The sequence below is a fragment of the Streptomyces iakyrus genome, from assembly GCF_000717055.1.
Lineage (GTDB): Bacteria > Actinomycetota > Actinomycetes > Streptomycetales > Streptomycetaceae > Streptomyces > Streptomyces iakyrus.
In genome coordinates, this window is record NZ_JNXI01000004.1 from 173,281 (window position 1) to 198,087 (window position 24,807).

A 24,807-nucleotide genomic window follows, 5' to 3' on the forward strand; every position below is an offset into this window, starting at 1 on the left:
GTGTCACCCGTCACGGCAAGACGTGCCCCGACCACCCTCCACTCGGGCAATCGGACGGCTACGCTCGACGTCTGTACGTCGTTCGGGCGACTTGGGGAGGTAGCGGGATGACGGAGGTACGGCCCACGGCCGCCGCCTCGGCTTCCCTGTGGGAGCGCGACGAGGAGATCGCCGCCGTGACGCGGGCGGTCGAGACCCTGTGCACGGACCGTTCCTCGCCCGGCGGACTGCTGGTCTTCCGCGCCGAGGCCGGCCTCGGCAAGACCGCCCTGTTGGCCGAAACCCGCCGCATCGCCGAGGCCCGCGGCTGCACGGTCTGGTCGGCGCGCGGCGGCGAGACCCTCAGGTCGGTCCCCTTCAATGTGGTACGGCAACTGCTGCAACCGGCCCTGGTGTCGATGCTGCCGGAGGAGGCCCGCGAGTACCTCGGCGACTGGTACGACATCGCCGGCCCCGCCCTCGGCATCGCGGAACCCGGCGACCGGCAGGCCGACCCGCAGGGCGTGTGCGACGGCCTGGTCGCGGCCGTGCGCAGGCTCGCCCGCCGGGACTGGCCGCTGGTGCTGCTGCTCGACGACGCCCACTGGGCGGACCAGGAGACCCTGCACTGGCTCGCGGGGCTCGCCGAGCGCATCGACGAGATGTCCGTCCTGGTCGTCGTCACGCGCCGCCCCGAGGAGGTCTCCGGCGCGAGCGCCCGCCACCTCGACACCGTCGCCGCCGCAGCGGACGGCCCCGTGACGACGCTGAGCGCCCTGACGCCGGACGCCACGGCCGGGCTCACCCGCGCCTCCCTGGGAGAACACGCCGACGCCGCGTTCTGCCGCGAGGTCTGGGCCGTCACCGCCGGCAACCCCTACGAGACCGTCGAACTCCTCGCCAGGGTGCAGGACAGCGAACTCGAACCGGTCGAGGCCCGGGCCGGCGAACTGCGCGAGCTGAACCGCTCGGCCCGCGGCGGAGGCCTCGTCGCCCGCCTGGAAGAACTCGGCATCGACGCCACCCGGTTCGCCTGGGCCGCCGCCATCCTCGGCACCGGCATCTCCACCGACCTGGTCGCCAAGCTCGCCACCCTGCGCCCGGACGACGCCCGCCGCTGCGCCGACCTGCTGCGCACCGCCCGCATCCTCACGGCGCCCGACCCCGCGACCGGCCGCAGCGCCGACGGCGACCTGGAGTTCGTCCACCCGCTGATCGCGTCCGCCGTCTACAACTCCATCCCCGACGCCCTGCGCACCGCCATGCACGGCATAGCCGCCCGGATTGTCACCGACGAGGGACACGGCGCCGCGGCCGCCGCCCGCCACCTCCTGGAGGTCCACCCGGACGACGACGAGGAACTCGTCGGACAACTGCGCGAGGCCGCCCGCGAACACCTCGCCGTCGGCGCCCCGGACGCGGCCCGCCGCTGCCTGGAGCGCGCCCTGAAGGAACCGCCCCGGCCCGCATCGCACCCGCAGGTGCTGTACGAACTGGCCGAGGCCACCTTCCTCACCGCGCCCGCCCGCACCATCGGCCATCTGCGGACCGCGCTCGGCATGCCCGGCCTGCACGGCGGCCAGCGGGTCGACGCCGTCTTCCGCCTCTCCCAGGCGCTGCTCCACAACGACCAGCTGGAGGAGGCCGTCCGCACGGTCGAGGCGGAGGCCGCCCGGCTCCAGCCCGGCCCCGACAAGATGCGGCTCCAGGCCGCGCAGTTCATGTGGGAGGGGCTGCACGCCGGCGAGGCCGCCTCACCCGGCCGGTCCCAGCGGCTCGCCGACCTCGCCCGCCCCTGCACCGGCCGGGACAACTCGGAACGGGCCCTGCTCATCCTGCGCGGCTTCGACGCCCTGATGCACGGCGAGAACGCCGAGGAGGTCGCCGAGCTGTGCGACCGCGCCCTCGTCAACGGCCGCCTCGCCCCCGGACTGGGCTGGACCGACACCGAGTGGGGCATCGAACTGCTGCTGATGCTGGCCAACGCCTACGGCTTCACCGACCGCCTCGACCGCGCCGAGACCCTCTACAACGAAGCGCTGCGCGCCTACGAGACGGCCGGCTGGAGCGGCGGCCACCTCGCCCTGGCCCACGCCTACGTCGGGATCGGCCACCGCAGGCGGGGCCGTCTGAAGGAGGCGGAGGCGTCCCTGCGCGAGTCGCTGCGCCTCGCCGAGCGCGTCGGCCGCGGCCTGCCCCTCTACTGGTCCGCGACGTGCAGCCTCGTCGACACCCTGCTCGCCCGCGGCCACCTTGAGCAGGCCTGGGAGGTCGCCGAACAGCACGGCTTCGCCCCGCCCTACCCCTCCACCATCGTCCTGCCCGATCCCCGCTCGGTGCGCGGCCGGCTACTGCTGGCCGTCGGCCGCACCAAGGAGGGCATCAACGAACTGGAGGCCGCGGAGAAGGCCGCGGCGGCCCGTGGCCATCACAACCCGGTGCTCGTCCCCTGGGCGGCCGACCTCGCCCGCGCCCTCAGCACCGAGGACCCGGCCCGCGCCGCCCGGCTCGCGGTCGACGTCCGCCGCCAGGCGGAGCGCTTCGGCACGGACACGGCGATAGGGGAAGCCCTGCGCTGCGCCGCCGACCTGGAGACCGGCCAGCGAGCCGTCCGGCTCTACGCCCAGGCGGTCACGTACCTGGAGGCCTCGCCCTGCCAGTACGAACACGCGGCGGCCCGCATCGAGTTCGCCATCGCCGCCCGCTCGGCGGCCGACCTGCACCGCGGCCTGGACCTGGCGGTCTCCTGCGGGGCCGACGGACTGGCCGACCGGGCGCGCGCCGCCCTGAAGGCCGGTGTCGGCCCGGAGTAGATCAGGCGCGGAGCAGCTGGTCGGTCACCGTCGCGAGGCGTCGGCGCACCTCGGCGTCGTACGCCGCCTCGTGTGGCCGTGCGGGACGGGTGCCGTCGAAGTCCTACGACCGGCGGAATCACCCTGCCGGACACGGCCTAAGGGGTGCCGTCCTCCTCCGCCAGCACCCGCTGGGCCGTCGCGAACGCCGAGTTCGCCGCCGGCACCCCGCAGTACACCGCCGTCTGGAGCAGCACCGCGCCGATCTCCTCCGGCGTGAGGCCGTTGCGGCGGGCCGCGCGGACGTGCAGGGCCAGTTCGTCGTAGTCGCCGTGGGCGACCAGGGCGGTGAGGGTGATCATGCTGCGCTCACGGCGCGAGAGGGTCGGGTCGGTCCAGATCTCGCCCCAGGCGTAGCGCGAGATGAAGTCCTGGAAGCGGGCCGTGAACGGTGTCTGCCGGTCCTGCGCCCGGTCGACGTGGGCGTCGCCGAGCACCTCGCGCCGGACCGCCATGCCCCGGGCGGCGCCCTGGCCGAAGTGGGCGCGCAGGGCGGTCAGCACCGCCTCCGGGCACTGCGCGGGGGCCAGGTGCGAGGCGCCCGGCAGCTCCACGAGCGTCGCGCCCGGCACGGCGTCGGCGATCTCCCGCAGATGCGCGGGCGGTGTCGCGGGATCCTCGCGGCCCGCGATCAGCAGGGCGGGCACGGCGATCTCCGTGAGCCGGTCCCGCAGGTCGAAGGCGGCGAGCGCGTCACAGCAGGCGGCGTACGCCTCCGGGTCGGCCTCCCGGTGGTCCCGGACCAGGCGCGGCACGGTGAAGTCACCGGCGAACCAGCGTGCGTCGGCGTTGTCCGCCAGCCCGGCGAGGCCCTCCCGCCGCACCAGCGCGGCCCGCTCCTCCCACGGCCTGGATCCGTTGAAGTGCGCCGAGGAGCAGATCACGGCCACGGACGACAGCCGCTGGGGATGGTGCACCGCGAGATGCAGCCCCACGGCCCCGCCCAGCGACACGCCCGCGTACGCGAACCGCTCGATGCCGAGCGAGTCGGCGAGCGCCAGCACCAGCCCGGCCAGATCGCCGACCGTCGCGCCCGCCCTGACGAGGCCGGCCGCCGAACCGCCGTGCCCCGGCAGGTCCCAGCGGACCACCCGATGGCTGATCGACAGCTCGGGTGCCACCGCGTCCCACAGGGCGTACGACGTGCCGAGCGAGGGGCCGAGCAGCAGCGGGGGAGCGGAGGAGGGGCCTTCGGCACGGTGGTTCAGGAGGGTCAACGTCGCTCCAGGGCACGGTCGGTGAGGGCCCCGGCGGAGCCCGTGTAGTGGGTCGGGTCGAGGTCGGCGTCCGCCAGTTCCGGGGCCTCGGCGAGCGGGCGCCCCTCCGCGGCCAGCCGCGTGAGGAGTTCCTTGGCTCGGGCCCGGCCCAGCACCGGGGCCAGTTCGGCGGACAGCCGCTCGGAGACGATCAGCCCGTGGGTGAGGTCCAGGTGTTCGCGCATGGCCTCGGGCCCGACCCGCAGTCCCTCGGCCAGTTCGGCGGCGTCCCGGGCGGCCCCGCCGACCAGCCGCAGGAGGTCCCGCAGCGGCTCCCACTCGGCGTGCCAGGCCCCGGCCGGACGCTCGTCCTCGGCGGCCATGGCCCCGTACAGCGTGGCCGCGAGCTGCGGTGCCCGCCGCGCGGCGGCGGCGATCAGGGTGGACCGTACGGGATTGGACTTGTGCGGCATGGCGGACGAACTCCCGCCGCTGCCCTCCAGGACCTCGGCGATCTCGGTGCGCGACAGGGTCAGCACGTCCACGGCGACCTTGCCGAGCGCACCGGCGGTGAAGGCCAGGCAGCCGGCGAGATCGCCGATCGGCGTCCGCAGGGTGTGCCAGGGCAGATCGGGCGCCCGCAGTCCGAGTTCCCGGGCGTACGCCTCCGGCACCCCGGCCGGATCGCTCGCGCCGTACGCCCCGAAGGCCGCCAGCGTCCCCGCTGCACCGCCGAGTTGGACGGGCAGCCAATCCCGGACGGCCTTCACCCGGTCCCGAGCGTCGAGCACCAGTGACCGCCACCCGGCCGCCTTCAGCCCGAACGTGGTCGGTACGGCGTGCTGGGTGAGGGTCCGCCCCGGCATCGCGGTGTCGCGGTGCTCGGCGGCCAGCCGGGCGAGGGCCCCTTCGGTACGGCCGAGGTCGGCGAGGACCGGGCCGAGGGCCCGTGCGGCGACCAGCATCGTCGCCGTGTCCAGGATGTCCTGGCTGGTCGCGCCCCGGTGGACGTAGGGGCCGTACGGGTCGCCCACGGCCTTCGTCAGATCCGCGACCAGCGGGATGACGGGGTTGCCGCCGGCCCGGGCCCGACCGGCGAGGGATACGGCGTCGAAGACGCCGCCGGCCGCCTCGGTCACCGCCGTCGCCGCCTCGGCCGGGGCGAGCCCCAGGGCGGCCTGCGCGCGGGTCAGCGCGGCCTCCGCGTCCAGCAGCGCCCGCAGATACGCGTGGTCGCCGGTGGCCGCCGCGGCCGCCGAACCGGCCCATCCGGGGGCGAGCAGACCGGTGTCGCCGGGGGGAGATGTCACTTGAACTCCAGGAAGACCGTCTCGCCTTCGCCCTGAAGGCGGATGTCGAAACGGTACGTGCCGTCCCCCTCCTCCGCGGCGATCAGCGTGTCGCGGCGGGCGTCCTCAAGACCGGACAGCAGCGGATCGGAGGCGAGCACCGCCGCGTCGCCTGGCAGGTAGATCCGGGTGTACAGGTGCACGAGCAGCCCCCGCGCGAACACGCACACGCTGAGGTACGGGGCGTTCCGCCCGCGGGCGCCGGGCCGCAGCGTCCGCGCGTACCAGTGGCCGTTCGCGTCGGTCTGGATCCGCCCCCAGCCCGTGAACTCCACGCCGTTGCGCCCGAGGAAGCCGCCCGAGGCCGGGTCGCGCCGCATCGAGCCGTCGGCCGTCGGCAGGTTGCCGTCGGGGTCAGGGCCCCACAGCTCGATCAGGGCGTCCGGCAGCGGGCCGCCCTCGCCGTCGGTGACGTAGCCGTGCACGGTGACGGTGTCCGGGTGCCCGAGGGGCGCGATGTCCTCGCCGCCGCGGAACGGCAGGGCGTGACCGTAGAACGGGCCGACGGTGTGCGAGGGGGTGGGCAGCACGCTGCCCGGCCGGCTGGTGTCGATCCTCGTCATGCCTGGTCAGCGCCCTTCTTCGATCCAGGTGGCCTGCGGGCCGTCCAGCACGATGTCCCAGTGGTAGCCCATCGAGAACTCCGGCACCGACAGACTGTGGTCGTACGTCGCGACCAGCCGCTGCCGGGCCGCGTCGTCCGTCACGGACTGGATGATCGGGTCGTAGGGGAACAGCGGGTCGCTCGGGAAGTACATCTGCGTCACGAGCCGCTGGGTGAACGCCGTGCCGAACAGCGAGAAGTGGATGTGCGCCGGCCGCCAGGCGTTGACGTGCTGGCGCCACGGGTACGGGCCGGGCTGGACGGTGGTGAAGCGGTACCGGCCGTCGTCGTCGGTCAGCGTGCGCCCCACACCGGTGAAGTTGGGGTCCAGCGGCGCGTCGTGCTGCTCGCGCTGGTGGGCGTAGCGGCCCGCCGAGTTGGCCTGCCAGATCTCCACGAGCTGACCGCGCACCGGTCGGCCGTCGCGGTCCAGGAGCCGCCCCGAGACGGTGATGCGCTCACCGATGGGCTCCCCGGCGTGCTGCCGGGTGAGGTCGTTGTCGATGTCGGTGATGTCCCGCTCCCCGAAGGCGGGGGAGAACAGCTCCACCAGCTCGGGGTCCTTGCTGACATCGATCGTGACCGGCGGCTGCTTGGGGTGCCGGAGCACCGAGGACCGGTACGGCGCGTAGTCGCGCCGCGGCTGGTGCTCGACGGGCCCGCCGTCGGCGAGGCGCTTCTCGTACGCGGCGTGCTGGGCCGCGATCTCCTGGTCGATGTCGTGCTGCGTGAGAGTCATGGGGGTCCCTGAGGTACTTGAGGATCGTGCCCCGTTAGGGGCGCGGGGAACTGCGCGACCGGCCACGGACGGCCCGCAGCCGAACGCCTAACGTTCCAGAACAAGCGCAAGCCCTTGACCCACGCCGATGCACAGCGTGGCGACACCGACGCCACGGCCCAGCCGAGCCAGCTGATGGGCCACCGTCCCGGCCAGACGCGCCCCGGACGCCCCCAGCGGATGCCCCAGCGCGATCGCTCCGCCCTGCGGATTGAGAACCGACGGGTCGAACTCGGGCCACTCGGCCACACATCCGAGGACCTGCGCGGCGAACGCCTCGTTCAGCTCCAGCACGGACAGGTCGTCGAACCCCCTGCCCGCCCTGGCCAGCGCCCGCTCGACCGCCGCCACGGGCGCCAGCCCGAAGTAGTGCGGGTCGGTCGCGGCGACACCCGTCGCACGGACCCGGGCGAGCGGCTCGCGGCCCGTCGCCCTCAGCCCCTCCTCGTCGACGAGCAGCAGCGCCGCCGCGCCGTCGTTCAGCGGCGAGGCGTTGCCCGCCGTCACCGTGCCGCCCTCCGTGCGGAACGACGGTTTCAGCTGGGCCATCGCCGCCAGCGAGGCGTCCGGCCGGATGCACTCGTCGGCGGCGAAGACCGCCGGCTCGCCCTTGCGCTGCGGGATAGCCACGGGCGCCAGCTCGGCGTCGAACAGGCCCTCGGCCTGCGCCCGTGCCGCCTTCTCGTGGCTGCGCAGGGCGAACTCGTCCTGCTGCTCCCGGCCGATCTTGTGCTTGTCCGCGATGAGTTCGGCCGACTCGCCCAGTGGGATGGTCCACTGCGGCTCCATGCGCGGGTTGACCATCCGCCAGCCGAGCGTCGTCGAGTACAGCTCGGTGTGCCCGGCCGGGAAGGCCCTGTCGCTCTTGGGCAGCACGTACGGCGCCCGGGTCATGGACTCGACACCGCCGGCGAGCGCGATGGACGCGTCACCGAGCGCGATGGCCCGGGCCGCCTGGATCACGGCCTCCAGGCCGGACGCGCAGAGCCGGTTGACGGTCACGCCCGGCACGGACGTGGGCAGACCGGCGAGCAGCGCTGCCATCCGGCCGACGTTGCGGTTCTCCTCGCCGGCCCCGTTGGCGTTGCCGAAGTACACGTCCTCGACCCGGGCCCGGTCCAGCTCCGGTGTGCGGGCGAGCAGTTCGCGGACGGCGTGCGCGGCCAGGTCGTCCGGACGCATGCTCGCGAGGCTCCCGTTGTAGCGGCCGATCGGCGTGCGGACCGCGTCGACGATGTAGACGTCCTTCACTTCAGGCCCTCCGGCACGGTCAGTTCGGCGTCGGTCCGGGTGACGATCTCCTCGGCGGTCACGCCGGGCGCGGTCTCGACCAGGACGAGCCCGCCGTCGGTGACGTCGAGGACGCCCAGGTCGGTGATGATCCGGTTCACGCACCCCTTGCCGGTCAGCGGCAGGGCGCACTCGGTGAGGATCTTGGGGGAGCCGTCCTTGGTGGTGTGCGTCATCACCACGATGACCGTGCGGGCGCCGTGCACCAGGTCCATCGCCCCGCCGATGCCGGTGATCAGCTTGCCGGGGACGGCCCAGTTGGCCAGGTCGCCCCGCTCGGACACCTGCATGGCACCGAGCACGGCGACGTCGATGTGCCCGCCCCGGATCATCGAGAACGACAGCGCCGAGTCGAAGAAGGACGCGCCCGGCAGGACCGTCACCGTCTCCTTGCCGGCGTTGATCAGATCCGGGTCGACGGCGTCCTCGGTGGGGTAGGGGCCGGTGCCCAGGATGCCGTTCTCCGACTCCAGGACGACCTCGACGCCCTCGGGGAGGTGGTTCGGGATCAGGGTCGGCAATCCGATGCCGAGATTGACGTACTGGCCGTCCCGCAGCTCCCGCGCCGCCCGTGCGGCCATCTCCTCGCGCGTCCAGGCCATCAGGACCTCACCGTCCGCTGCTCGATCTTCTTGTCCGCCGCCTGCTCAGGGGTGAGCGCGAGCACCCGCTGCACGAAGATGCCCGGCAGGTGCACCGCGTCCGGGTCGATCCCGCCGGGCTCCACCAGCTCTTCCACCTCGGCGACGGTGACCCGCCCGGCCATCGCGGCCAGCGGGTTGAAGTTCCGGGAGGACTTGTTGAAGACGAGGTTGCCGTGCCGGTCGCCCTTCCAGGCCCGCACCAGGGCGAAGTCCGTGCGGATGCCCCGTTCCAGCACGTACTCCGTGCCGTCGAACTCCCTGACCTCCTTCGGCGGCGAGGCGAGCGCGACGCCGCCCTCACCGTCGTAGCGCCAGGGCAGCCCGCCGTCGGCGACCTGGGTGCCGACGCCGGCCGGGGTGTAGAAGGCGGGGATCCCGGCGCCGCCGGCCCGCAGCCGCTCGGCCAGGGTGCCCTGCGGGATCAGCTCGACCTCCAGCTCCCCGGCCAGGTACTGCCGGGCGAACTCCTTGTTGGCGCCGATGTAGGACCCCGTGACCCGGGCGATCCGGCCGGCGGCCAGCAGCACCGCGAGGCCCGACTCCATCGCCCCGCAGTTGTTGGAGACCACCGACAGCCCGGCCACGCCGCGCTCGTACAACGCTCCGATCAGCACGTTCGGCACACCGCTCAGCCCGAATCCACCCACCGCGAGCGACGCGCCGTCCGGCACGTCGGCCACCGCCTCCAGGGCTGTGGCGACCACCTTGTCCATCCGAGGAGCCCCATCTCTTCCGAACGACCCGACTGAATTAATCAGGGCACTGAGTATTTCTGCGAGCTGACCCTCACGCTGCCATCGGGACCGAGAGGCGTCAAGACCTCGGCAGACAGGTCTGTGATCCTTTGTGCACGCCGCAGACAGCGTCCCGAGCCATGAGTATTGTTCAGTGCACCGACGAAAACGACCGAGGGGTGCACATGGCGGCCGCGGACCTCACCACCCACCCCGGGCACCTGGCCCGGCGGCTCCAGCAGGCGCACTACCTGCTGTGGAACGCGATGGTCTCCGAGGAGATCACCTCGCCGCAGTTCGCGGTCCTCAACACCCTCGTCGCCGAGCCCGGCCTGGACCAGCGCACGGTGGGAGAGCGAGTGGGGCTCGACCGGTCCACCATCGCCGAGGTGATCAGCCGGCTCAGCCGGCGCGGCCTGCTCGACAAGGTCCGCGACCCCCAGGACGGCCGCCGCTCCCTGCTGCACCTCACGGACGAGGGGGAGCGCACGCACCGCAGGCTGACCGTGCGCACCGCCCGGATGAACCAGGTGTTCCTCGCCCCGCTGACGGCCGACGAGCGGACGGTGTTCTTCGATCTCATCCGGCGGGTCGCGGACGCGGCCGAGGGGCTCCGCCATCCCGGGGAGCCCCTGGCGGCGCCCCGCTGACGGACGCGGCCCGGGCGGGCCGTCAGGGCGTCGTGGAGTACACCACCCACACCTGGCCCTGCGCGAAGTTCACCGGAGCGCCGTCGCCGGTGGTGAACGAGGTGCCGTCCGTGGCCTTCTCCCGCTTCCAGTCCACGTCCCAGGCGCGCCCGTCGCGCAGCACCGTCGCCTTGCCCGCGCCGACCGTCTCGGTGTACGGCGTGTTGCTGCCGAGGAAGTCCCGGAAGGCGGACTCGCGCACCTTCACGTACTGCACGACGACCGTCGCGGCCGTCATCCGCTTACCGTCGGCCGCCGTCGCGGGCGTGCCGTCCATGCCGACCAGCCACCGGTCGCGGGAGTCCGACCAGGTGAAGGTGAAACGGGCCGCCGGGTAGCGCACCGTCCGGGAATCCGTCGCCGTGCCGCCCTCGGGCGCCGGGCCGTAGCGGAAACCGGTGGTCAGGGCGGCCTGGCCGGGTGTCTCGGGCACGATCCGCCCGGGCCGCAGGTAGAGATTGTGCGGGGCGCTCTTGCCGGGGCCGCGGAAGAAGGCGTCGGCGGCGTTGCCGGGCGTCTTTGCCCGCAGCGGCGCCTTGTCGATCAGGGGCAGGAGCTTCGTCTGCGCGCCGGAGAAGGCGAGCGTGGGGCGGTCGAACTGGCGCAGCAGCTCCAGATCCGACTCGCGTGCGCTGCGCACCGGCCCGACCGTCTCCGGCAGCCGGGTCGCGTACACCGCCATCAGCCGGCTCAGCCCGCCCTCGACCTGCTCGGCGTAGACCACGTCAGCGGCGTCCACGCCCGTGTGCGGACGGGCCGCGGCGGCGTTGTCGATCTTGACGGCGAGGGCGGACGGGCCGGTCGCCGAGGGGGACGTCCCCTGTTTCGACTCCTCCGGTGCGCCCCGCCCGTCGTCGCGCGGTCCGCCCCCGCTCGTGCAGCCCGCCGTCAGGGCGGCCGTCACCGTGGCGGCCAGCAGCGCCACCGCCGTCGCGGCGCGCCGTCCGCGCGTCCCTCGTCCCATGCCCACCGTCGCCACCGCGCCTTATGTCATCGATCTGCCTTGATTGTGCGCTTATCGGAACATCAATGGCCATAGTTGATCGTTCATGGCAGGGAAGTGTCTCGGTGGCGTCCGTCGATCGGCTCAAGGTTCAGCGCGGGACCTCCGGGTACCCGGGACCCGCCGTACGACCGACGCGCACGCTGACGGAGGGAGCGCGAGGCGATGAGGGCAGTGACCTGGCAGGGCAAGCGGGACGTGCGGGTGGAGAACGTGCCCGATCCGACGATCCAGGAGCCGACGGACGCGGTCATCCGCATCACCTCCACCGGGTTGTGCGGGTCTGATCTGCACCTGTACGAAGTCCTCACCCCGTTCATGACCCCGGGCGACATCCTCGGCCATGAACCCATGGGCATCGTCGAGGAGGTCGGCGCCGGTGTCCCGGACCTCCAGGTGGGGGACCGGGTCGTGGTGCCGTTCCAGATCGCCTGCGGCAACTGCTGGATGTGTCTGACCGGCCTGCCCACGCAGTGCGAGACCACCCAGGTGCAAGGCGAGGGCATGGGCGCCGCCCTGTTCGGCTACACCCGCCTGTACGGCGCTGTGCCGGGCGCCCAGGCCGAGTACCTGCGCGTACCGCAGGCGCAGTTCGGCCCGATCAAGGTCCCCGAGGGTCCGCCCGACGACCGGTTCGTCTACCTCTCCGATGTCCTGCCCACCGCCTGGCAGGCGGTCGCCTACGCCGGCGTCCCGCAGGGCGGCAGCGTCGCCGTGCTCGGCCTCGGCCCCATAGGCGACATGGCCTGCCGCGTCGCCCAGGTCCAGGGCGCGGGCCGGGTGTTCGGCGTCGACCTCGTCCCGGAGCGGCTGCGCCGGGCGAAGGCACGGGGCGTGGAGACCTTCGACCTGAGGTCCTTCGACGACGAGAAGGAACTCGTCGAAGCGATCCGCGACCAGACCGACGGCCGCGGCCCCGACGCCGTGATCGACGCCGTCGGTACCGAGGCCCACGGCAGTGCAGCCGCGCGCATGGTGCAGAACGCCGCCGCGATCCTGCCCCGCAAGATCGGCGGCCCGATCGCCGAGCGCTTCAGCATCGACCGCCTCGCCGCGCTCTACACCGCCATCGACCTGGTGCGCCGCGGCGGCACCATCTCGCTGTCCGGTGTCTACGGCGGCATGGCGGACCCGCTGCCGCTGCTCACCCTGTTCGACAAGCAGATCCAGATGCGGATGGGCCAGGCCAACGTCCGCCGCTGGAGCGACGAGATCATCCCGTACCTGACCGACGTGGACCCCCTCGGCGTGGACGACTTCGCCACCCACCGGGTCCCGTTGTCGGAGGCCCCGCACGCGTACGAGATGTTCCAGCGCAAGCAGGACGGCGCGGTCAAGGTCCTGATGCAGCCGTGAGGCGCTGCTAGCCGCCGAGGATCTCCGCCAGGTCGTAGCGGACCGGCTCCTGAAGCTGCGCGTACGTGCAGCTCTCGGGGGCCCGGTCCGGGCGCCAGCGGCGGAAACGGGCGGTGTGCCGGAAGCGCTGCCCGTTCTCCATGTGGTCGTACGCCACCTCGGCCACCCGGTCCGGCCGCAGCGGCACCCACGACAGGTCCTTGCGGCCCGACCAGCGGCTCGGCGCCCCCGGCAGCCGGGCCGTCTCGTGGGCGGCCTCCTCGGACCAGGCCGCCCACGGATGCCCCGTCACGTCGTCCAGGCGCAGCGGTTCCAGCTCCTCCACCAGCTCGGCACGCCGCTTCATCGTGAAGGCGGCGGATACACCCACATGCTGGAGGGCGCCCCGGTCGTCGTACAGACCCAGCAGGAGCGAACCCACCACCGGGCCGCTCTTGTGCAGGCGGTACCCGGCGACCACGACGTCCGCCGTCCGCTCGTGCTTGATCTTGAACATCGCGCGCTCGTCCGGCCGGTAGCGCACGGTCAGCGGCTTGGCGACGACACCGTCGAGGCCGGCACCCTCGTACTCCTCGAACCACCGCCGCGCCACCTCGATGTCGGCGGTGGCCGGCGCCAGGTGCACGGGCGCCCGCACCCCGGCCAGCGCCCCGGTCAGCCGCTCCCGCCGCTCGGTCAGCGGGACGTCCATCAGCGACTCGTCACCGAGCGCCAGCAGGTCGAAGACGACGAGCGAAGCGGGTGTCCGCTCGGCCAGCGTCCGCACCCGCGAGTCCGCCGGGTGGATCCGCTCCGTCAGCGCGTCGAAGTCCAGATGCCCCTCCCGCGCGATCACGATCTCCCCGTCCACCACGCACCGCTCGGGCAACCGCTCCCGCACAGCCGTCACCAGCTCGGGAAAGTACCTGGTCAGAGGCTTCCCGGTGCGGCTGCCCAGCTCGACCTCGTCCCCGTCGCGGAACACGATCGCCCGGAACCCGTCCCACTTCGCCTCGTACTGCATACCCGCGGGGATCGCCGCCACGGACTTGGCGAGCATCGGCAGGACAGGGGGCATCACCGGCAGATCCATGCATCGACTCTACGAGTCGTCCATGGCGTCCGCCTGTTATGCGCTGCGTCCGCGAAGAGCCATGTCACCTGCGGATTCGGCGCCGACTGGGTGCAGGTAGGGCAGAACCAGTGCGCCCTCGCCTCGTCCTCTCACACCGTCCCCGAACCTCGACAGCCATGACACTTCACCCAAGTGCACTCCATCTTGTCCTTCATGTGATTGCGATTCCAATCCGGCGTGCGCCCCCTGCCTCGGCACGCACGGCACGCGTTGGGAGCAAGGGGCCGGGAGTATTCCCAGATCGACCAAACGACGGCGACGACGACGATGAAGACGGCGAATCCATGCATGTCTCTTGAGTAGGCGTGGAGCACGCTCGCCGCCAAGCCGCTACCCCACGTCGCCGGAAGGACTTGCCCGGCGCACGGTAGCGAATGCCCACTCCCTCTCCGCCGGCCCTGTCCGCCCATGCGGCCGAGGCTCTCCCCGAGCTCGCCAACACGCCCTCGCTGAGCCGGGGGTGAGCACCGGCGTCTATCCGGGGGAGGTACGCATCTGCAGCGTCCGCGCCCAGCCTGCCCACCGCAGAACACGAGCGCTCTGCGGGAGCGGGCGTGCGAGTGTGCCCCGCCCAGGCGGCCGACACGACATCGGGCACGCCGCTGACTCGCTCCGGACGCCGAGGCTCTTCGCCGGGCCGCTGCAGCCCTGGATGATCTGTACGGGCAATCAGGTGCCCGACATGCGAGGTATGCGGGCAACGCCTAGCGTGGCGGCATGGGTGACGCGGTGGAGCTGGAGGTGGACGGCCGGACCGTACGTCTGTCCAGCCCGGACAAGATGTTCTTCCCCGAGCGCGGTTTCACCAAGCTGGACCTGGCGCGCTACTACATCGCCGTCGGCCCCGGCATCCTGCGCGCCCTGCGCGACCGGCCGACCACCCTGGAGCGCTACCCCGAAGGCGTGAACGGCGAGAACTTCTTCCAGAAGCGGGCGCCGAAGAACATGCCCGGCTGGATCCCCACCGCGCACATCACCTTCCCCAGCGGCCGCAGCGCCGATGAGATGTGCCCCACCGAGGCCGGTGCCGTGGTGTGGGCCGCCCAGTTCGGCACCCTCACCTTCCACCCCTGGCCGGTGCGCCGCGACGACGTCGACCACCCCGACGAACTCCGCATCGACCTCGACCCGCAGCCCGGCACCGACTACGACGACGCCGCTCGCGCCGCCCACGAACTGCGGGCGGTGCTCGACGAGTTCGGCGGCCTGCGCGGCTTCCCCAAGACCTCGGGAGGACGGGGCCTGCACGTCTTCGTGCCCATCGAACCGCGCTGGACCTTCACCCAGGTCCGGCGCGCCGCCATCGCCGTCGGCCGGGAGATGGAACGGCGGATGCCCGAGCGCGTGACCATCAAGTGGTGGAAGGAGGAGCGCGGCGAGCGCATCTTCATCGACTACAACCAGACGGCCCGCGACCGCACGATCGCCTCCGCCTACTCCGTACGCCCCCGCCCGCACGCCCCCGTCTCCGCGCCCCTGCGCTGGGACGAGGTCGGCATCGCGCACCCCCGGGACTTCGACCTCGCGACCATGCCCGCGCGCTTCGCCGAACTCGGCGACGTGCACGCGGACATGGACGACAAGCGCTACTCCCTGGAGGCCCTGCTCGACCTCGCCCGCCGCGACGAGCACGACCACGGTCTTGGCGACCTGCCGTACCCGCCCGAGTATCCGAAGATGCCGGGGGAGCCCAGGCGGGTACAGCCGAGCAGGGCCCGCAAGGAGAAGGAGCCTCCTCCTACAGCTCCTTGATCCGGATGTCCCGGTACGAGACCACATCCGTCGTGCCGTGCACCTGGAGCCCGATGTAGCCGGAGGCGAACCGCCGCCCGTCCGTGCCCGGGTCGTCCGCGCGGGGCGGGCTGAACTCCTGGCCTCCGGTGTTGTCGAACTCGTTGATCAGCACACCGTTGCGGAACACCGAGTAGTGCTGGCCTTCCACCCGGATCTCGTAGTCGTTCCAGGTGCCCTTCTGCGTCACGCCCGCGCCGGCGAGACCGACACGGTCGAAGCCGTAGACCGACCCCGTCTTGTACATGTCGCCGTCGGGCCGGTCGAGCACCTGCACCTCGTGCCCGTACTTGATGGCGACCCACTCCGGGCGGGACTCCTCGGGATGGTCGTGGAGCCACGGGAAGCGCACGAAGACACCCGAGTTGGCGTTGCCGGTGCCGGGTGCGTCGTCACGCCACTGGAGCTTCAGCGAGAAGTCGCCGTACTTGCGCTGCGGGAACCACAGCATGCCCATGCCGGGCGTCGTGGTGCTGGAGGTGATCGTCCCGTCCGGGTTCAGCCCGAACGAACCGCCGCCCACGTGCTGCCACTTGGCGAGGGAGTCCGCCGTCCCGTCGAACAGCGCCCGGTAGCCCTCGGTCTGCCCCGGCCTGCCGATGCCCGACTCGCGCGCCGCCTTGCGGATCGCCCTGGACTCCCGCTGGTCGATGACCCCTTCCTTCAGCAGCTCGTCGAGAACGGACGTCACGTGCTTGAGGAACAGCGCCTGGGACGTCCATTCCTTCTCGTCCTCGATCAGCTCGCCGATCCGGCACCGGTTGTCGGTCACCCGGTTGCGCACCCCGGAGTCGACCGTCCCGACGATCACTGTCAGCCGCTCGTCGTACTCGGGGCAGTCGGGTGCCGGGACCTGCCCGGAGACGACCGTGAAGGTCACCGTGCGGGCCGCCGCGGTGTTCCCGGCCTTGTCCGTCGCCCGGTAGGCCACGGTGTGCGCACCCGCCCGGTCGACGACCAGCGGCGCCGAGTAGGCGAGGTACGGGCCGCCGTCCAGCGAGTACTCGATCCTCTCGACGCCCGAGCCGTGGGCGTCGGTCGCCGTGACGGTCACCCGGGCGCTGTTGACGTACGCCCCGGCGGAGTTCTTCGTGCCCTCCACGGTCACACCCGTCACCGGGGGTGTTGTGTCCTGCGGCGGCGCCGCGGCCACCGTGAACCGCACGCTCTTCTCCGCCGCCACGTTGCCCGCCTTGTCGGTGGCGCGGTAGCGGACGGTGTGCTCGCCCACCTGGTGCACCATCACGGGGGCGGTGTACGGCTGCCAGGCACCCGAACCGACCGCGTACTCGATGGTGTTGACCCCGGAACCCGTGTCGGAGGCCGAGACGGTGACCGTCGCCATGTCGATGTACGCCCCGTCGGCGTTGCGTTCACCGCTCACCGTCGCCGAGGTCTCCGGCGCGGTGGTGTCGTCCGACTGGGGAGCGACGACCGTGAACGCGGCGCTCTTCTCGGCGGAGACGTTCCCCGCCTTGTCGAACGCCCGGTAGCGGACCTGATGGCTGCCGACCTGGTCGACGACGACCGGCGCGGTGTACGGCTGCCAGGCGCCCGCCTCGCCGATCGCGTACTCGATGCGGTCGACGCCGGAGCCTCCCTCGTCGGTGGCGTGCAGCGCCACGCTCGCCGAACCGACGTACTGGCCCTGTGTGTTCTGCGTGCCGCTGACGTGCGCGGACGCCTCGGGCGCCGTGGTGTCCTCGCCGGTGCCCTCGGTCACCGTCAGGATGCCCTGCATCTGGCCGTGGCCGGGGATCGTGCAGTGGTAGAAGTACCGGCCGGGCGTGAGCGTGACCTGGGCGGTGTGCTTGCCGCCCTGGGCGTCGTTCGGGTTGGCCAGGATGTTGAGCTGGACGTCGCCGTTGAACTCGGGGTCGCTGGTCACGAACGTCAGCGTGTGCGGCATGCCCGTGGTGTTGCCGGTGGCCGTGCTGTTCTCGAAGACGATCGTGGCCGTGCCGGCGACCGCGGTCTTCGGCGCGGAGAGGTACTTGTCGATGTCGTTGCCGGCCGTCCAGGTGAGCACCTGGTCGGCGGCCTCCTTCCCGGGCTGTCCGGCGGCGGGCAGTGCCTGCACGCCGAGCAGCATCAGCAGGGCGGCCAGCAGGGCGGCCCAGACTCTTCGGTGCCGGATCACTCGCTCCCCCTCGCCAGCTGACCGGCGGCCGGGGTGGGCCCGCCGCCCTTGTAGGTGACCCGCCACAGGGCCGACTTGGAGTCCGAGGTGAAGAAGCCGCGCCCGTAGTCGAGGACGTACAGCGCGCCGTCCGGACCGAACGTCCAGTCCATGAGGTTCTTGATGCCGTCGTTGCCGACCGGCACGATCTTCTTCAGCGACTCCGCGTGCACCGGCAGACCGCCGTCGCCCTGCGTCTTCGGGTCCATGAGCACCGCGTGGCGCGGCTGGTCGGCGTCGTAGAAGTCACCGACGAACCACTTGCCGTCCCAGTACGCCGGCCACTTCACGGCGCTGTCGGCCGCGGCCGTGCCGTACCGGTAGACCGGCCCGTTCATCGCGGCCTGCCCGCCGCCCTTGAGCCAGGGCAGCCGGTACGTGGCCTCCGCCGGCTTGTACGACGGGACACCGTTCGCGTCCCTCGGGTAGTCCGGCGCACCGCCCGACGGCGAGTACCAGATGTTGTTGCCGGTCACCGGCGGCAGGTTGACCAGGCCGTCGTTGTTCGGCGACTCGTTCTTCGGGTGGTCGCAGTCGTACCAGCCCAGCGGCTTGGACGGGTCCGGCAGATTGCGGTCCCGGTAGGGCTGCTTGTTGCCCATGCAGTACGGCCAGCCGCGGTTGCCCGCCTCGGTGATGGCGGCGAACGTGTCGTACTTGGCCGGACCCCAGGTCGTCGAGGGCGCGCTCGCGTCCGGCCCGACCCAGCCCGCGTAGAGCACGTCGGTCGACTTGTCGACGGAGATGCGCGCCGGGTTGCGCACGCCCATCACGTAGATCTCGCCGCGCGTCTTGCCACCGCCCTCGGCGGTCTCCTTCCCGGTGAAGAGGTTGCCCGCGGGGAGTGTGTACGTCCCGTCCGGCTCCGGATGGATGCGCAGGATCTTGCCGTTGAGGTTGTTGGTGTTGCCCGCGGTGCGGCGCGCGTCCGCGAACGAGACGCCCTTGTAGTTCGGCTCCGGGTTGTTGCCCGAATAACCGGCGCTGAAGCCGCTGGAGTTGTTGTCACCGGTGGCGATGTACAGGTTGCCCTTGGAGTCCCAGGCCATCCCGCCGCCCGCGTGGCAGCAGCTGTGGATCTGCACCGGCCACTTCAGCAGCACCTTCTCACTGGCGAGGTCCAGCTTGTTCGTGGCCCGGTCGAGCGTGAACCGGGAGACCCGCCGCTCCGCCATCCGCCTCTCGCGGTCGATCCGCTCGTGCGGCGTGTAGTGCAGGTACACCCAGCCGTTCTGCGCGAATCCCGGGTCCAGCTCGATGCCGAGCAGCCCCTCCTCGACCTTGACCAGTTCGTCGCCGCCGCCCTTGTTGCCGAAGACGGTGAGCGCCCCGGCCAGGGTGACCTGCTTGGTCTTCGGGTCGTAGACGTGGATCTCGCCCCTGCCCTTGCCGATGTCGGGGTTGTTCCAGTCCGTGATCACGGGCTGCGAGGAGTCGGCGCCACCCCGGCCGATGTAGAACACCCGGCCGTCGGGCGCGGTGACCATGCCGTGCGGCTCGCCGATCTGGTCGTTCTGCCCGGGCTGGTTGGGCTTGGTCAGCCGCTCCGCCGCGTAGTTGGAGTTGATGGTGGCCTTGCAGTCGGCCTGCTCCAGCCGGGTCGTCCACAGCAGCGCGCCGCGCAGATGGTCGCGGAAGTCGGTCTCGTCGTACGACGACACCGTCCCGCCCATGCCCGTGTAGAAGGAACGGCCGCCGTCATAGTCACGGCACCAGCTGACCGGATGGTCCCAGCCGTTGGAGCCGGTGCCGGGCTGGTACGTCGACTCACGGACCCGGGCCACCGTGTGCACGTCCCCGGACGGGTTCTTCACCCAGTTCAGCCACCGGTCCGGGCGCTTCCACTGCACCGGCAGGTCCTTGGTGGCGGGGTGGGTGCGGTCGCCGACCTCCACGGTCGCGCGCTGCACGGCCGTCGGGCTCGACGCGGCCGGGCGGGCACCCACCAGACCGGTGAACCAGTCCGAGTACGGCTCCGCGCGCGCCGCGTCGTGGATGCCGACGAATCCGCCGCCGGCCTCCATGTAGGCCTCCAGGCCCGCCTCCTGCTCCGCGTCGAGGACATCGCCCCCGCCGGTCAGGAACACGACCGCGTTGAAACGGCCGAGCCTCGTCTCGTCGGTGAACACCGAGGCGTCACCGGTGGCCTGCACCTTGAAGCGGCGGTTCTCCGGGCCCGTGAGGCCGATGTCCTCGATGGCCTCGATCCCGGCGTTCACCACCGGCGACTCCTCCCCGGCCGCCGCGGAACCGTGGAAGATCAGCACCCGTACGTTCGCGCCGCCCGGCGGCGACTTGATCGACATCGTTGTCAACGGGGGTTCGGGATAAGGGCGCGCGTTCGCGGCCGGGCCGGACAGCAGCCCGGCGGTCACGACCCCGGCGGCGACGGACGCCGCCCAGACGCGTCTTGACTTGCTCAACCCTCGTAAGTGCATGGGCACCTCCTCGGTCGCAGCAGCACCGCCAAGGAAGCTAAACCCCTTTGCACGTCACGCCAATACCTATGACCGGGATGGCATCAACTTTGTCTTGAGTGTGGATAAACGGCAGCGCGGCCGGTACCGTCGCACAGGTTCATCACAGGTACGCCTCCGTAAATGCCTTACCAGGGTGGGGAGTTCCGCATGGACAGGCGCAGCTTCAACCGGCGGGTCCTGCTGGGCGGCGCGGCCGTCGCGACATCGTTGTCCGTGGCGCCGGAGGCCGTCGGCGCCGCCGGACCGGCGAAGACGGCGCCCGCCGGAGGCGAGGTGAAGCGCATCAAGCTGTACGCCGAGAAGCTGGCCGACGGGCAGATGGGCTACGGCCTGGAGAAGGGCAAGGCGTCCGTCCCGGGCCCCCTGATCGAACTCAACGAGGGCGACACCCTGCACGTCGAGTTCGAGAACACCATGGACGTGGCGGTGAGCCTGCACGTCCACGGCCTGGACTACGACATCACCAGCGACGGCACGAAGATGAACCGCAGTCATGTCGAACCGGGCGGCACCCGCACCTACACCTGGCGCACGCACGCCCCCGGCCGCCGCAAGGACGGCACCTGGCGGGCGGGCAGCGCGGGCTACTGGCACTACCACGACCACGTGGTCGGCACCGAGCACGGCACGGTGGGGCTGCAGAAGGGGCTGTTCGGCCCGGTCATCGTCCGCCGCAAGGGCGACGTCCTGCCCGACCGGACGCACACCGTCGTCTTCAACGACATGCGGATCAACAACAGGCCGCCGCACTCGGGGCCCGACTTCGAGGCCACGGTGGGGGATCGCGTGGAGTTCGTCGTGATCACGCACGGCGAGTTCTACCACACGTTCCACATGCACGGTCATCGCTGGGCGGACAACCGCACGGGCATGCTGACCGGCCCCGAGGACCCCAGCCAGGTCATCGACAACAAGATCACGGGCCCGGCCGACTCGTTCGGCTTCCAGGTGATCGCGGGGGAGGGCGTCGGCGCGGGCGCCTGGATGTACCACTGCCACGTGCAGAGCCACTCCGACATGGGGATGGTGGGCCTCTTCCTCGTGAAGAAGCCGGACGGGACCATTCCGGGGTACGAACCGCACGAGCACGGCGATGCGCCGGCGGGCGGCGGCCACGAGCACGGGGAGGAACCCGCGGGCGGCGGCCACGAGCACTGACGGGCCACCGTTCCGCACGGCACGCGAGAGCGCTCTCACCAGGCCGGGACCCCGGGGCTATCCTGAACCGCAGCCGCAGGTGAGGAGCCCCGAAGTGACCGACACAGCCCCGCGTCCCACCCTGGAGGCCGTGGCCGCCCGGGCCGGTGTCTCGCGGGCCACCGTGTCCCGCGTGGTCAACGGTGGCGACGGGGTGCGGGACATCCTGGTGGAGCGGGTCCGCAAGGCCGTGGACGAGCTCGGGTACGTACCCAACCAGGCCGCCCGCTCCCTGGTGACGCGGCGGCACGACGCGGTCGCGGTCGTCGTCGCCGAACCGGAGACCCGGGTCTTCGCCGACCCGTTCTTCGCGCTCCAGCTGCGCGGCATCAGCAAGGAGCTCACCGCCCACGACAACCAGCTCGTGCTGCTCCTCACGGAGGGCCGGGACGACCACGCCCGGGTCGCCCGCTACCTCGCCGGCGGGCATGTCGACGGCGCCCTCGTCTTCTCCCTGCACCTCGACGACCCGCTGCCGGAGCTGATCCAGCGGGCCGGTGTCCCGACCGTCTTCGGCGGCCGGCCCGGCTGGAGCGGCGACCGGCGCGAGGTGGTCTACGTCGACAGCGACAACCGCGGTGGCGCCCGCGACGCCGTCCGCCACCTGGCCGGCCTCGGCCGCACCCGCATCGCGCACATCACCGGCGCCCTCGACCAGACCTCCGCCGCGGACCGCCTCGACGGCTACCGGGACGTCATGGTGGACGCCGACCCGCGGCTGATCGCCGAGGCCGACTTCACCCCGGCCGGGGGCGAGCGGGCGATGCGCGAGCTGCTGGAGCGCTGCCCGGACGTGGACGCGGTGTTCGCCGCGAACGACCTCATGGCCTCGGGGGCACTGCGCGTCCTGCGTGAGTCGGGCCGCCGGGTCCCCGACGACGTGGCCGTGATCGGGTTCGATGACATGCGTCCCGTCGCCGAACAGACCGACCCGCCGCTCACGACGGTCCGTCAGGACATAGAGGAGATGGGCCGCCTGATGGCCCGCCTCCTGCTGCGCGGCCTCGACCGGGAAGCCCCCCGCGAGGGCGTCGGAGCGACGCCCTCCAGCGTGGTGCTGCCGACGACACTGGTACGGCGGGGGTCGGCGTAGCCGGTCTCAGCTCTCCCGCGGGGCGCTGCGGATCACCGCGAAGCGGGCGCCGTACGGGTCGGCGAGTTTCGCCAGGCGGCCGACGGACGGGAGGTCCGTGGCGGGGAGGCGGACCGTGCCGCCCAGTTGCCCGGCCCTGGCGACGATGTCGTCCGGGTCGGCGACCTCGAAGTACGGCAGCCAGTATGCCTCCTCCTCGGCCGGGTCGTCGGCCAGCGGGACGACGCCGCCGAACATGGCGTCCTCGCCCTGCCCGGCGGGGCTGAACGTGGTGTACGTACCGCCGGCGAAGTCGGCCCCGAAGGTCTCCAGACCCAGTACGGAGTGGTAGAAGGCGGCCGCGGCCGGGACGTCCGCCGTGTACAGCTCGACCCAGCACAGCGAACCGGGCTCCTGGACCACCTCGAGGCCCTCGTTGCGGCCCGGCTGCCACAGGCCGAAGGTCACTCCCGCCTGGTCGGCGAGGATCGCCATCCGGCCCAGGTCCTGGACGTCCATCGGCTGCACCGCCACCGAGCCGCGCGCCTGCTCGGCCGCACGCGCCGTGGCGTCCGCGTCCGGCGCCTGGAAGTACACCGTCCAGGACGGCGGGCCCTGCTCGGCGGTGGTCTGCATGCCCCCGGCGGCCGTCCTGCCGCCGAGCTGGAACAGCCCGTACCCTCCGACCTCCGGGCCGCCCGGCTGGAACCGCCAGTCGAACAGCCCGCCGTAGAAGGCGGCGGCGCCGTCGATGTCGGGGGTGCCGAGGTCGATCCAGTTCGGAGCGCCGGTGACATAACGGGTGGTGAGCATCGTCGCCCTCCTCGCACAGGGGCCCGTCGTCCGCACTGCCGAGTCTTGCACCGCCGCGTGACATCCGCCGCCGGAAAGCGACCGCGGCGGGTTGAGCGGTGTTTCCGCGCGCCGCCGTGCGCCGGCCGGTCCGGAAGGCCACCATCGAAGCGGCCGGGGGCCTGGGAACGCGGTGTTGATCCCGCGTTGATCGAACGTTTTTCACCGCCCGCAACGCTTCCGGTCATGCACATCGACACGATCACCTCGCCCGAACTCGAATGGCAGCAAGAGGCGTTGTGCGCGCAGACGGGGGCGGACTTCTTCTTCCCCGAACCGGGCAGCTCGGTGCGGGAGGCGAAGCGGATCTGCGGTATGTGCCCGATCCGCGCGGCCTGCCTCGCGTACGCGCTGGACCACGACGAGCGCTTCGGCGTCTGGGGCGGTCTCTCGGAGAAGGAGCGGCTGGAGCTGCGGCGGGTGTCGCGGTAGCGGCCACGGGGGGCGGGGCCTCCCGGTTCCTCTCCCGACCGGTGCCGGTACGCACCAAGTCCCGGCCGCTCGTGGCGGCCGGGGCCTCGTGGAGTGGGTGCGGGGCGGTGTCAGGCGCCGGCCCGGGCCGCCATGCGGGCCTTGCGGGCGGCCAGCTTCTCGTCGAACTTCGACGCCTCGGAGTCCAGACCGCCCATGAACAGACCGAGCTCCTCCTGCGCCTTGCGGCCCTCGGGGCCCAGGCCGTCGACCTCCATGATCTTCAGGAAGCGCAGCACCGGCTGGAGCACGTCGTCGTGGTGGATGCGCATGTTGTAGATCTCGCCGATCGCCATCTGCGCCGCGGCCCGCTCGAAGCCGGGCATGCCGTGACCGGGCATCCGGAAGTTCACGATGACGTCGCGCACCGCCATCATGGTCAGGTCGGGCGCCAGCTCGAAGGCCGCCTTCAGCAGGTTCCGGTAGAAGACCATGTGCAGGTTCTCGTCGGTGGCGATGCGGGCCAGCATGCGGTCGCAGACCGGGTCCCCGGACTGGTGGCCGGTGTTGCGGTGCGAGACGCGGGTCGCGAGCTCCTGGAAGGCCACGTAGGCGACCGAGTGCAGCATCGAGTGCCGGTTGTCCGACTCGAAGCCCTCGCTCATGTGCGACATCCGGAACTCTTCCAGCTTGTCCGGGTCCACCGCGCGCGAGGTGAGCAGGTAGTCGCGCATCACGATGCCGTGTCGCCCCTCCTCGGCGGTCCAGCGGTGCACCCAGGTGCCCCAGGCGCCGTCGCGGCCGAACAGCGAGGCGATCTCGTGGTGGTAGCTGGGCAGGTTGTCCTCGGTGAGAAGGTTGACGACGAGCGCGATGCGGCCGATCTCGGTGACCTTGGACTGCTCCTTGCCCCAGGCCTCGCCGTCCTCGAAGACGCCGGGGAAATTGCGCCCGTCGCTCCACGGCACGTACTCGTGCGGCATCCAGTCCTTGGCGACCTTCAGATGCCGGTTGAGTTCCTTCTCGACCACTTCCTCCAGGGCGTACAGCAGCTGAGCGTCGGTCCAGGCGCCGGCCGGGCTGCCGAGGTGGGGAGTGGTGATCGTCATGGACTCTCCAGGGGACAAACGTATGAGCGGTGTGCGATGAACCTACGGCATCGTAGGCTACGTTTCCGTAGGTTACGAGGCCGTAGGTTAAGAGGGCTGTAAGGGCCGCTGATCAGCGGGGTCGCTCG

20 protein-coding genes are annotated in these 24,807 nt (G+C 71.9%); 7 read left to right on the forward strand and 13 right to left on the reverse strand.

Features of this window, described 5'->3' with window-relative positions:
- Positions 1 to 107: 107 nt before the first annotated feature.
- Entirely contained in the window at positions 108 to 2,792 is a 2,685-nt protein-coding gene (locus OO68_RS08930; RefSeq protein WP_033307669.1) for an ATP-binding protein, read from the forward strand.
- A 137-nt stretch (positions 2,793 to 2,929) separates the two neighbouring features.
- Here OO68_RS08930 and pcaDC read toward each other — a convergent pair whose 3' ends face one another.
- The 7 genes from pcaDC to OO68_RS08965 all read right to left on the reverse strand — a co-directional run bounded on the left by pcaDC (position 2,930) and on the right by OO68_RS08965 (position 9,405).
- The gene (gene pcaDC, locus OO68_RS08935; RefSeq protein WP_033307670.1) at positions 2,930 to 4,048 is read right to left on the reverse strand and encodes a bifunctional 3-oxoadipate enol-lactonase/4-carboxymuconolactone decarboxylase PcaDC; all 1,119 of its coding nucleotides are present in this window, start codon (positions 4,046 to 4,048) and stop codon (positions 2,930 to 2,932) included.
- A complete protein-coding gene (gene pcaB, locus OO68_RS08940) occupies positions 4,045 to 5,337 on the reverse strand; it encodes a 3-carboxy-cis,cis-muconate cycloisomerase (protein ID WP_033307671.1) in 1,293 nt (430 codons plus the stop codon). Before pcaB ends, pcaDC begins: the two co-directional genes overlap by 4 nt.
- Complete coding sequence (pcaG, locus tag OO68_RS08945; RefSeq protein WP_033307672.1) at positions 5,334 to 5,939, reverse strand: protocatechuate 3,4-dioxygenase subunit alpha; 606 nt, start codon at positions 5,937 to 5,939, stop codon at positions 5,334 to 5,336. The genes pcaB and pcaG overlap by 4 nt, the downstream gene beginning before the upstream one ends.
- A 6-nt stretch (positions 5,940 to 5,945) precedes the next feature.
- Positions 5,946 to 6,719, reverse strand: a complete 774-nt coding sequence (pcaH, locus tag OO68_RS08950) for a protocatechuate 3,4-dioxygenase subunit beta (protein WP_033307673.1) — start codon at positions 6,717 to 6,719, stop codon at positions 5,946 to 5,948.
- Positions 6,720 to 6,806: 87 nt separating this feature from the next.
- Positions 6,807 to 8,009 (reverse strand): thiolase family protein, encoded by a 1,203-nt coding sequence (locus tag OO68_RS08955; protein WP_033307674.1) that lies wholly within the window; start codon positions 8,007 to 8,009, stop codon positions 6,807 to 6,809.
- Complete coding sequence (locus OO68_RS08960) at positions 8,006 to 8,650, reverse strand: CoA transferase subunit B (protein WP_033307675.1); 645 nt, start codon at positions 8,648 to 8,650, stop codon at positions 8,006 to 8,008. Before OO68_RS08960 ends, OO68_RS08955 begins: the two co-directional genes overlap by 4 nt.
- Positions 8,650 to 9,405: a CoA transferase subunit A gene (locus tag OO68_RS08965; RefSeq protein ID WP_033307676.1), complete on the reverse strand. Its 756-nt coding sequence runs from the start codon at positions 9,403 to 9,405 to the stop codon at positions 8,650 to 8,652. Before OO68_RS08965 ends, OO68_RS08960 begins: the two co-directional genes overlap by 1 nt.
- A 206-nt stretch (positions 9,406 to 9,611) precedes the next feature.
- Here OO68_RS08965 and OO68_RS08970 point away from each other — a divergent pair, with 206 nt between their 5' ends.
- Entirely contained in the window at positions 9,612 to 10,076 is a 465-nt protein-coding gene (locus OO68_RS08970) for a MarR family winged helix-turn-helix transcriptional regulator (RefSeq protein ID WP_033307995.1), read from the forward strand.
- 22 nt (positions 10,077 to 10,098) lie between these two features.
- On the opposite strand, the gene OO68_RS08975 is transcribed toward OO68_RS08970, so the two are convergent.
- Positions 10,099 to 11,079 (reverse strand): DUF3048 domain-containing protein, encoded by a 981-nt coding sequence (locus tag OO68_RS08975; RefSeq protein ID WP_033307996.1) that lies wholly within the window; start codon positions 11,077 to 11,079, stop codon positions 10,099 to 10,101.
- A 204-nt stretch (positions 11,080 to 11,283) separates the two neighbouring features.
- Between OO68_RS08975 and OO68_RS08980 the strand changes: the two genes are divergently transcribed.
- Positions 11,284 to 12,474 (forward strand): zinc-dependent alcohol dehydrogenase, encoded by a 1,191-nt coding sequence (locus tag OO68_RS08980; protein ID WP_033307677.1) that lies wholly within the window; start codon positions 11,284 to 11,286, stop codon positions 12,472 to 12,474.
- Between the two features lie 7 nt (positions 12,475 to 12,481).
- Here the strand turns inward: OO68_RS08980 and OO68_RS08985 are convergent, their stop codons facing one another.
- The gene (locus OO68_RS08985; protein ID WP_033307678.1) at positions 12,482 to 13,546 is read right to left on the reverse strand and encodes an ATP-dependent DNA ligase; all 1,065 of its coding nucleotides are present in this window, start codon (positions 13,544 to 13,546) and stop codon (positions 12,482 to 12,484) included.
- 759 nt (positions 13,547 to 14,305) lie between these two features.
- On the opposite strand from OO68_RS08985, the gene ligD reads away from it, so the two are divergent.
- Entirely contained in the window at positions 14,306 to 15,340 is a 1,035-nt protein-coding gene (gene ligD / locus OO68_RS08990; protein ID WP_033307679.1) for a non-homologous end-joining DNA ligase, read from the forward strand.
- Here ligD and OO68_RS08995 read toward each other — a convergent pair.
- Both OO68_RS08995 and OO68_RS09000 read right to left on the reverse strand, forming a co-directional pair.
- Positions 15,327 to 17,471: an OmpL47-type beta-barrel domain-containing protein gene (locus OO68_RS08995; RefSeq protein WP_033307997.1), complete on the reverse strand. Its 2,145-nt coding sequence runs from the start codon at positions 17,469 to 17,471 to the stop codon at positions 15,327 to 15,329. The genes ligD and OO68_RS08995 overlap by 14 nt on opposite strands.
- A 44-nt stretch (positions 17,472 to 17,515) precedes the next feature.
- Positions 17,516 to 19,996: a ThuA domain-containing protein gene (locus OO68_RS09000; protein ID WP_033307680.1), complete on the reverse strand. Its 2,481-nt coding sequence runs from the start codon at positions 19,994 to 19,996 to the stop codon at positions 17,516 to 17,518.
- 189 nt (positions 19,997 to 20,185) lie between these two features.
- Between OO68_RS09000 and OO68_RS09005 the strand changes: the two genes are divergently transcribed.
- Complete coding sequence (locus OO68_RS09005; protein ID WP_033307681.1) at positions 20,186 to 21,196, forward strand: multicopper oxidase domain-containing protein; 1,011 nt, start codon at positions 20,186 to 20,188, stop codon at positions 21,194 to 21,196.
- A gap of 94 nt (positions 21,197 to 21,290) precedes the next feature.
- On the forward strand, positions 21,291 to 22,328 hold the full coding sequence (locus OO68_RS09010) for a LacI family DNA-binding transcriptional regulator (RefSeq protein WP_033307682.1): 1,038 nt from the start codon (positions 21,291 to 21,293) through the stop codon (positions 22,326 to 22,328).
- 6 nt (positions 22,329 to 22,334) lie between these two features.
- On the opposite strand, the gene OO68_RS09015 is transcribed toward OO68_RS09010, so the two are convergent.
- Complete coding sequence (locus OO68_RS09015) at positions 22,335 to 23,120, reverse strand: VOC family protein (protein WP_033307683.1); 786 nt, start codon at positions 23,118 to 23,120, stop codon at positions 22,335 to 22,337.
- 225 nt (positions 23,121 to 23,345) lie between these two features.
- Here OO68_RS09015 and OO68_RS09020 point away from each other — a divergent pair, with 225 nt between their 5' ends.
- Positions 23,346 to 23,591, forward strand: a complete 246-nt coding sequence (locus OO68_RS09020; RefSeq protein ID WP_051814551.1) for a WhiB family transcriptional regulator — start codon at positions 23,346 to 23,348, stop codon at positions 23,589 to 23,591.
- A gap of 110 nt (positions 23,592 to 23,701) precedes the next feature.
- Here OO68_RS09020 and OO68_RS09025 read toward each other — a convergent pair whose 3' ends face one another.
- Positions 23,702 to 24,679: an acyl-ACP desaturase gene (locus OO68_RS09025; protein WP_033307685.1), complete on the reverse strand. Its 978-nt coding sequence runs from the start codon at positions 24,677 to 24,679 to the stop codon at positions 23,702 to 23,704.
- Between the last annotated feature and the right edge of the window lie 128 nt (positions 24,680 to 24,807).

Excerpts from the sequence above, each read along its gene's own strand:
- OO68_RS08930 (WP_033307669.1), top strand. The coding sequence starts at position 108 with ATGACGGAGGTACGGCCCACGGCCGCCGCCTCGGCTTCCCTGTGGGAG.
- pcaG (WP_033307672.1), bottom strand. The coding sequence starts at position 5,939 with ATGACGAGGATCGACACCAGCCGGCCGGGCAGCGTGCTGCCCACCCCC.
- pcaH (WP_033307673.1), bottom strand. The coding sequence starts at position 6,719 with ATGACTCTCACGCAGCACGACATCGACCAGGAGATCGCGGCCCAGCAC.
- OO68_RS08960 (WP_033307675.1), bottom strand. The coding sequence starts at position 8,650 with ATGGCCTGGACGCGCGAGGAGATGGCCGCACGGGCGGCGCGGGAGCTG.
- OO68_RS08965 (WP_033307676.1), bottom strand. The coding sequence starts at position 9,405 with ATGGACAAGGTGGTCGCCACAGCCCTGGAGGCGGTGGCCGACGTGCCG.
- OO68_RS08970 (WP_033307995.1), top strand. The coding sequence starts at position 9,612 with ATGGCGGCCGCGGACCTCACCACCCACCCCGGGCACCTGGCCCGGCGG.
- OO68_RS08975 (WP_033307996.1), bottom strand. The coding sequence starts at position 11,079 with ATGGGACGAGGGACGCGCGGACGGCGCGCCGCGACGGCGGTGGCGCTG.
- OO68_RS08980 (WP_033307677.1), top strand. The coding sequence starts at position 11,284 with ATGAGGGCAGTGACCTGGCAGGGCAAGCGGGACGTGCGGGTGGAGAAC.
- OO68_RS08985 (WP_033307678.1), bottom strand. The coding sequence starts at position 13,546 with ATGGATCTGCCGGTGATGCCCCCTGTCCTGCCGATGCTCGCCAAGTCC.
- ligD (WP_033307679.1), top strand. The coding sequence starts at position 14,306 with ATGGGTGACGCGGTGGAGCTGGAGGTGGACGGCCGGACCGTACGTCTG.
- OO68_RS08995 (WP_033307997.1), bottom strand. The coding sequence starts at position 17,471 with ATGCTGCTCGGCGTGCAGGCACTGCCCGCCGCCGGACAGCCCGGGAAG.
- OO68_RS09000 (WP_033307680.1), bottom strand. The coding sequence starts at position 19,996 with ATGCACTTACGAGGGTTGAGCAAGTCAAGACGCGTCTGGGCGGCGTCC.
- OO68_RS09005 (WP_033307681.1), top strand. The coding sequence starts at position 20,186 with ATGGACAGGCGCAGCTTCAACCGGCGGGTCCTGCTGGGCGGCGCGGCC.
- OO68_RS09015 (WP_033307683.1), bottom strand. The coding sequence starts at position 23,120 with ATGCTCACCACCCGTTATGTCACCGGCGCTCCGAACTGGATCGACCTC.
- OO68_RS09020 (WP_051814551.1), top strand. The coding sequence starts at position 23,346 with ATGCACATCGACACGATCACCTCGCCCGAACTCGAATGGCAGCAAGAG.
- OO68_RS09025 (WP_033307685.1), bottom strand. The coding sequence starts at position 24,679 with ATGACGATCACCACTCCCCACCTCGGCAGCCCGGCCGGCGCCTGGACC.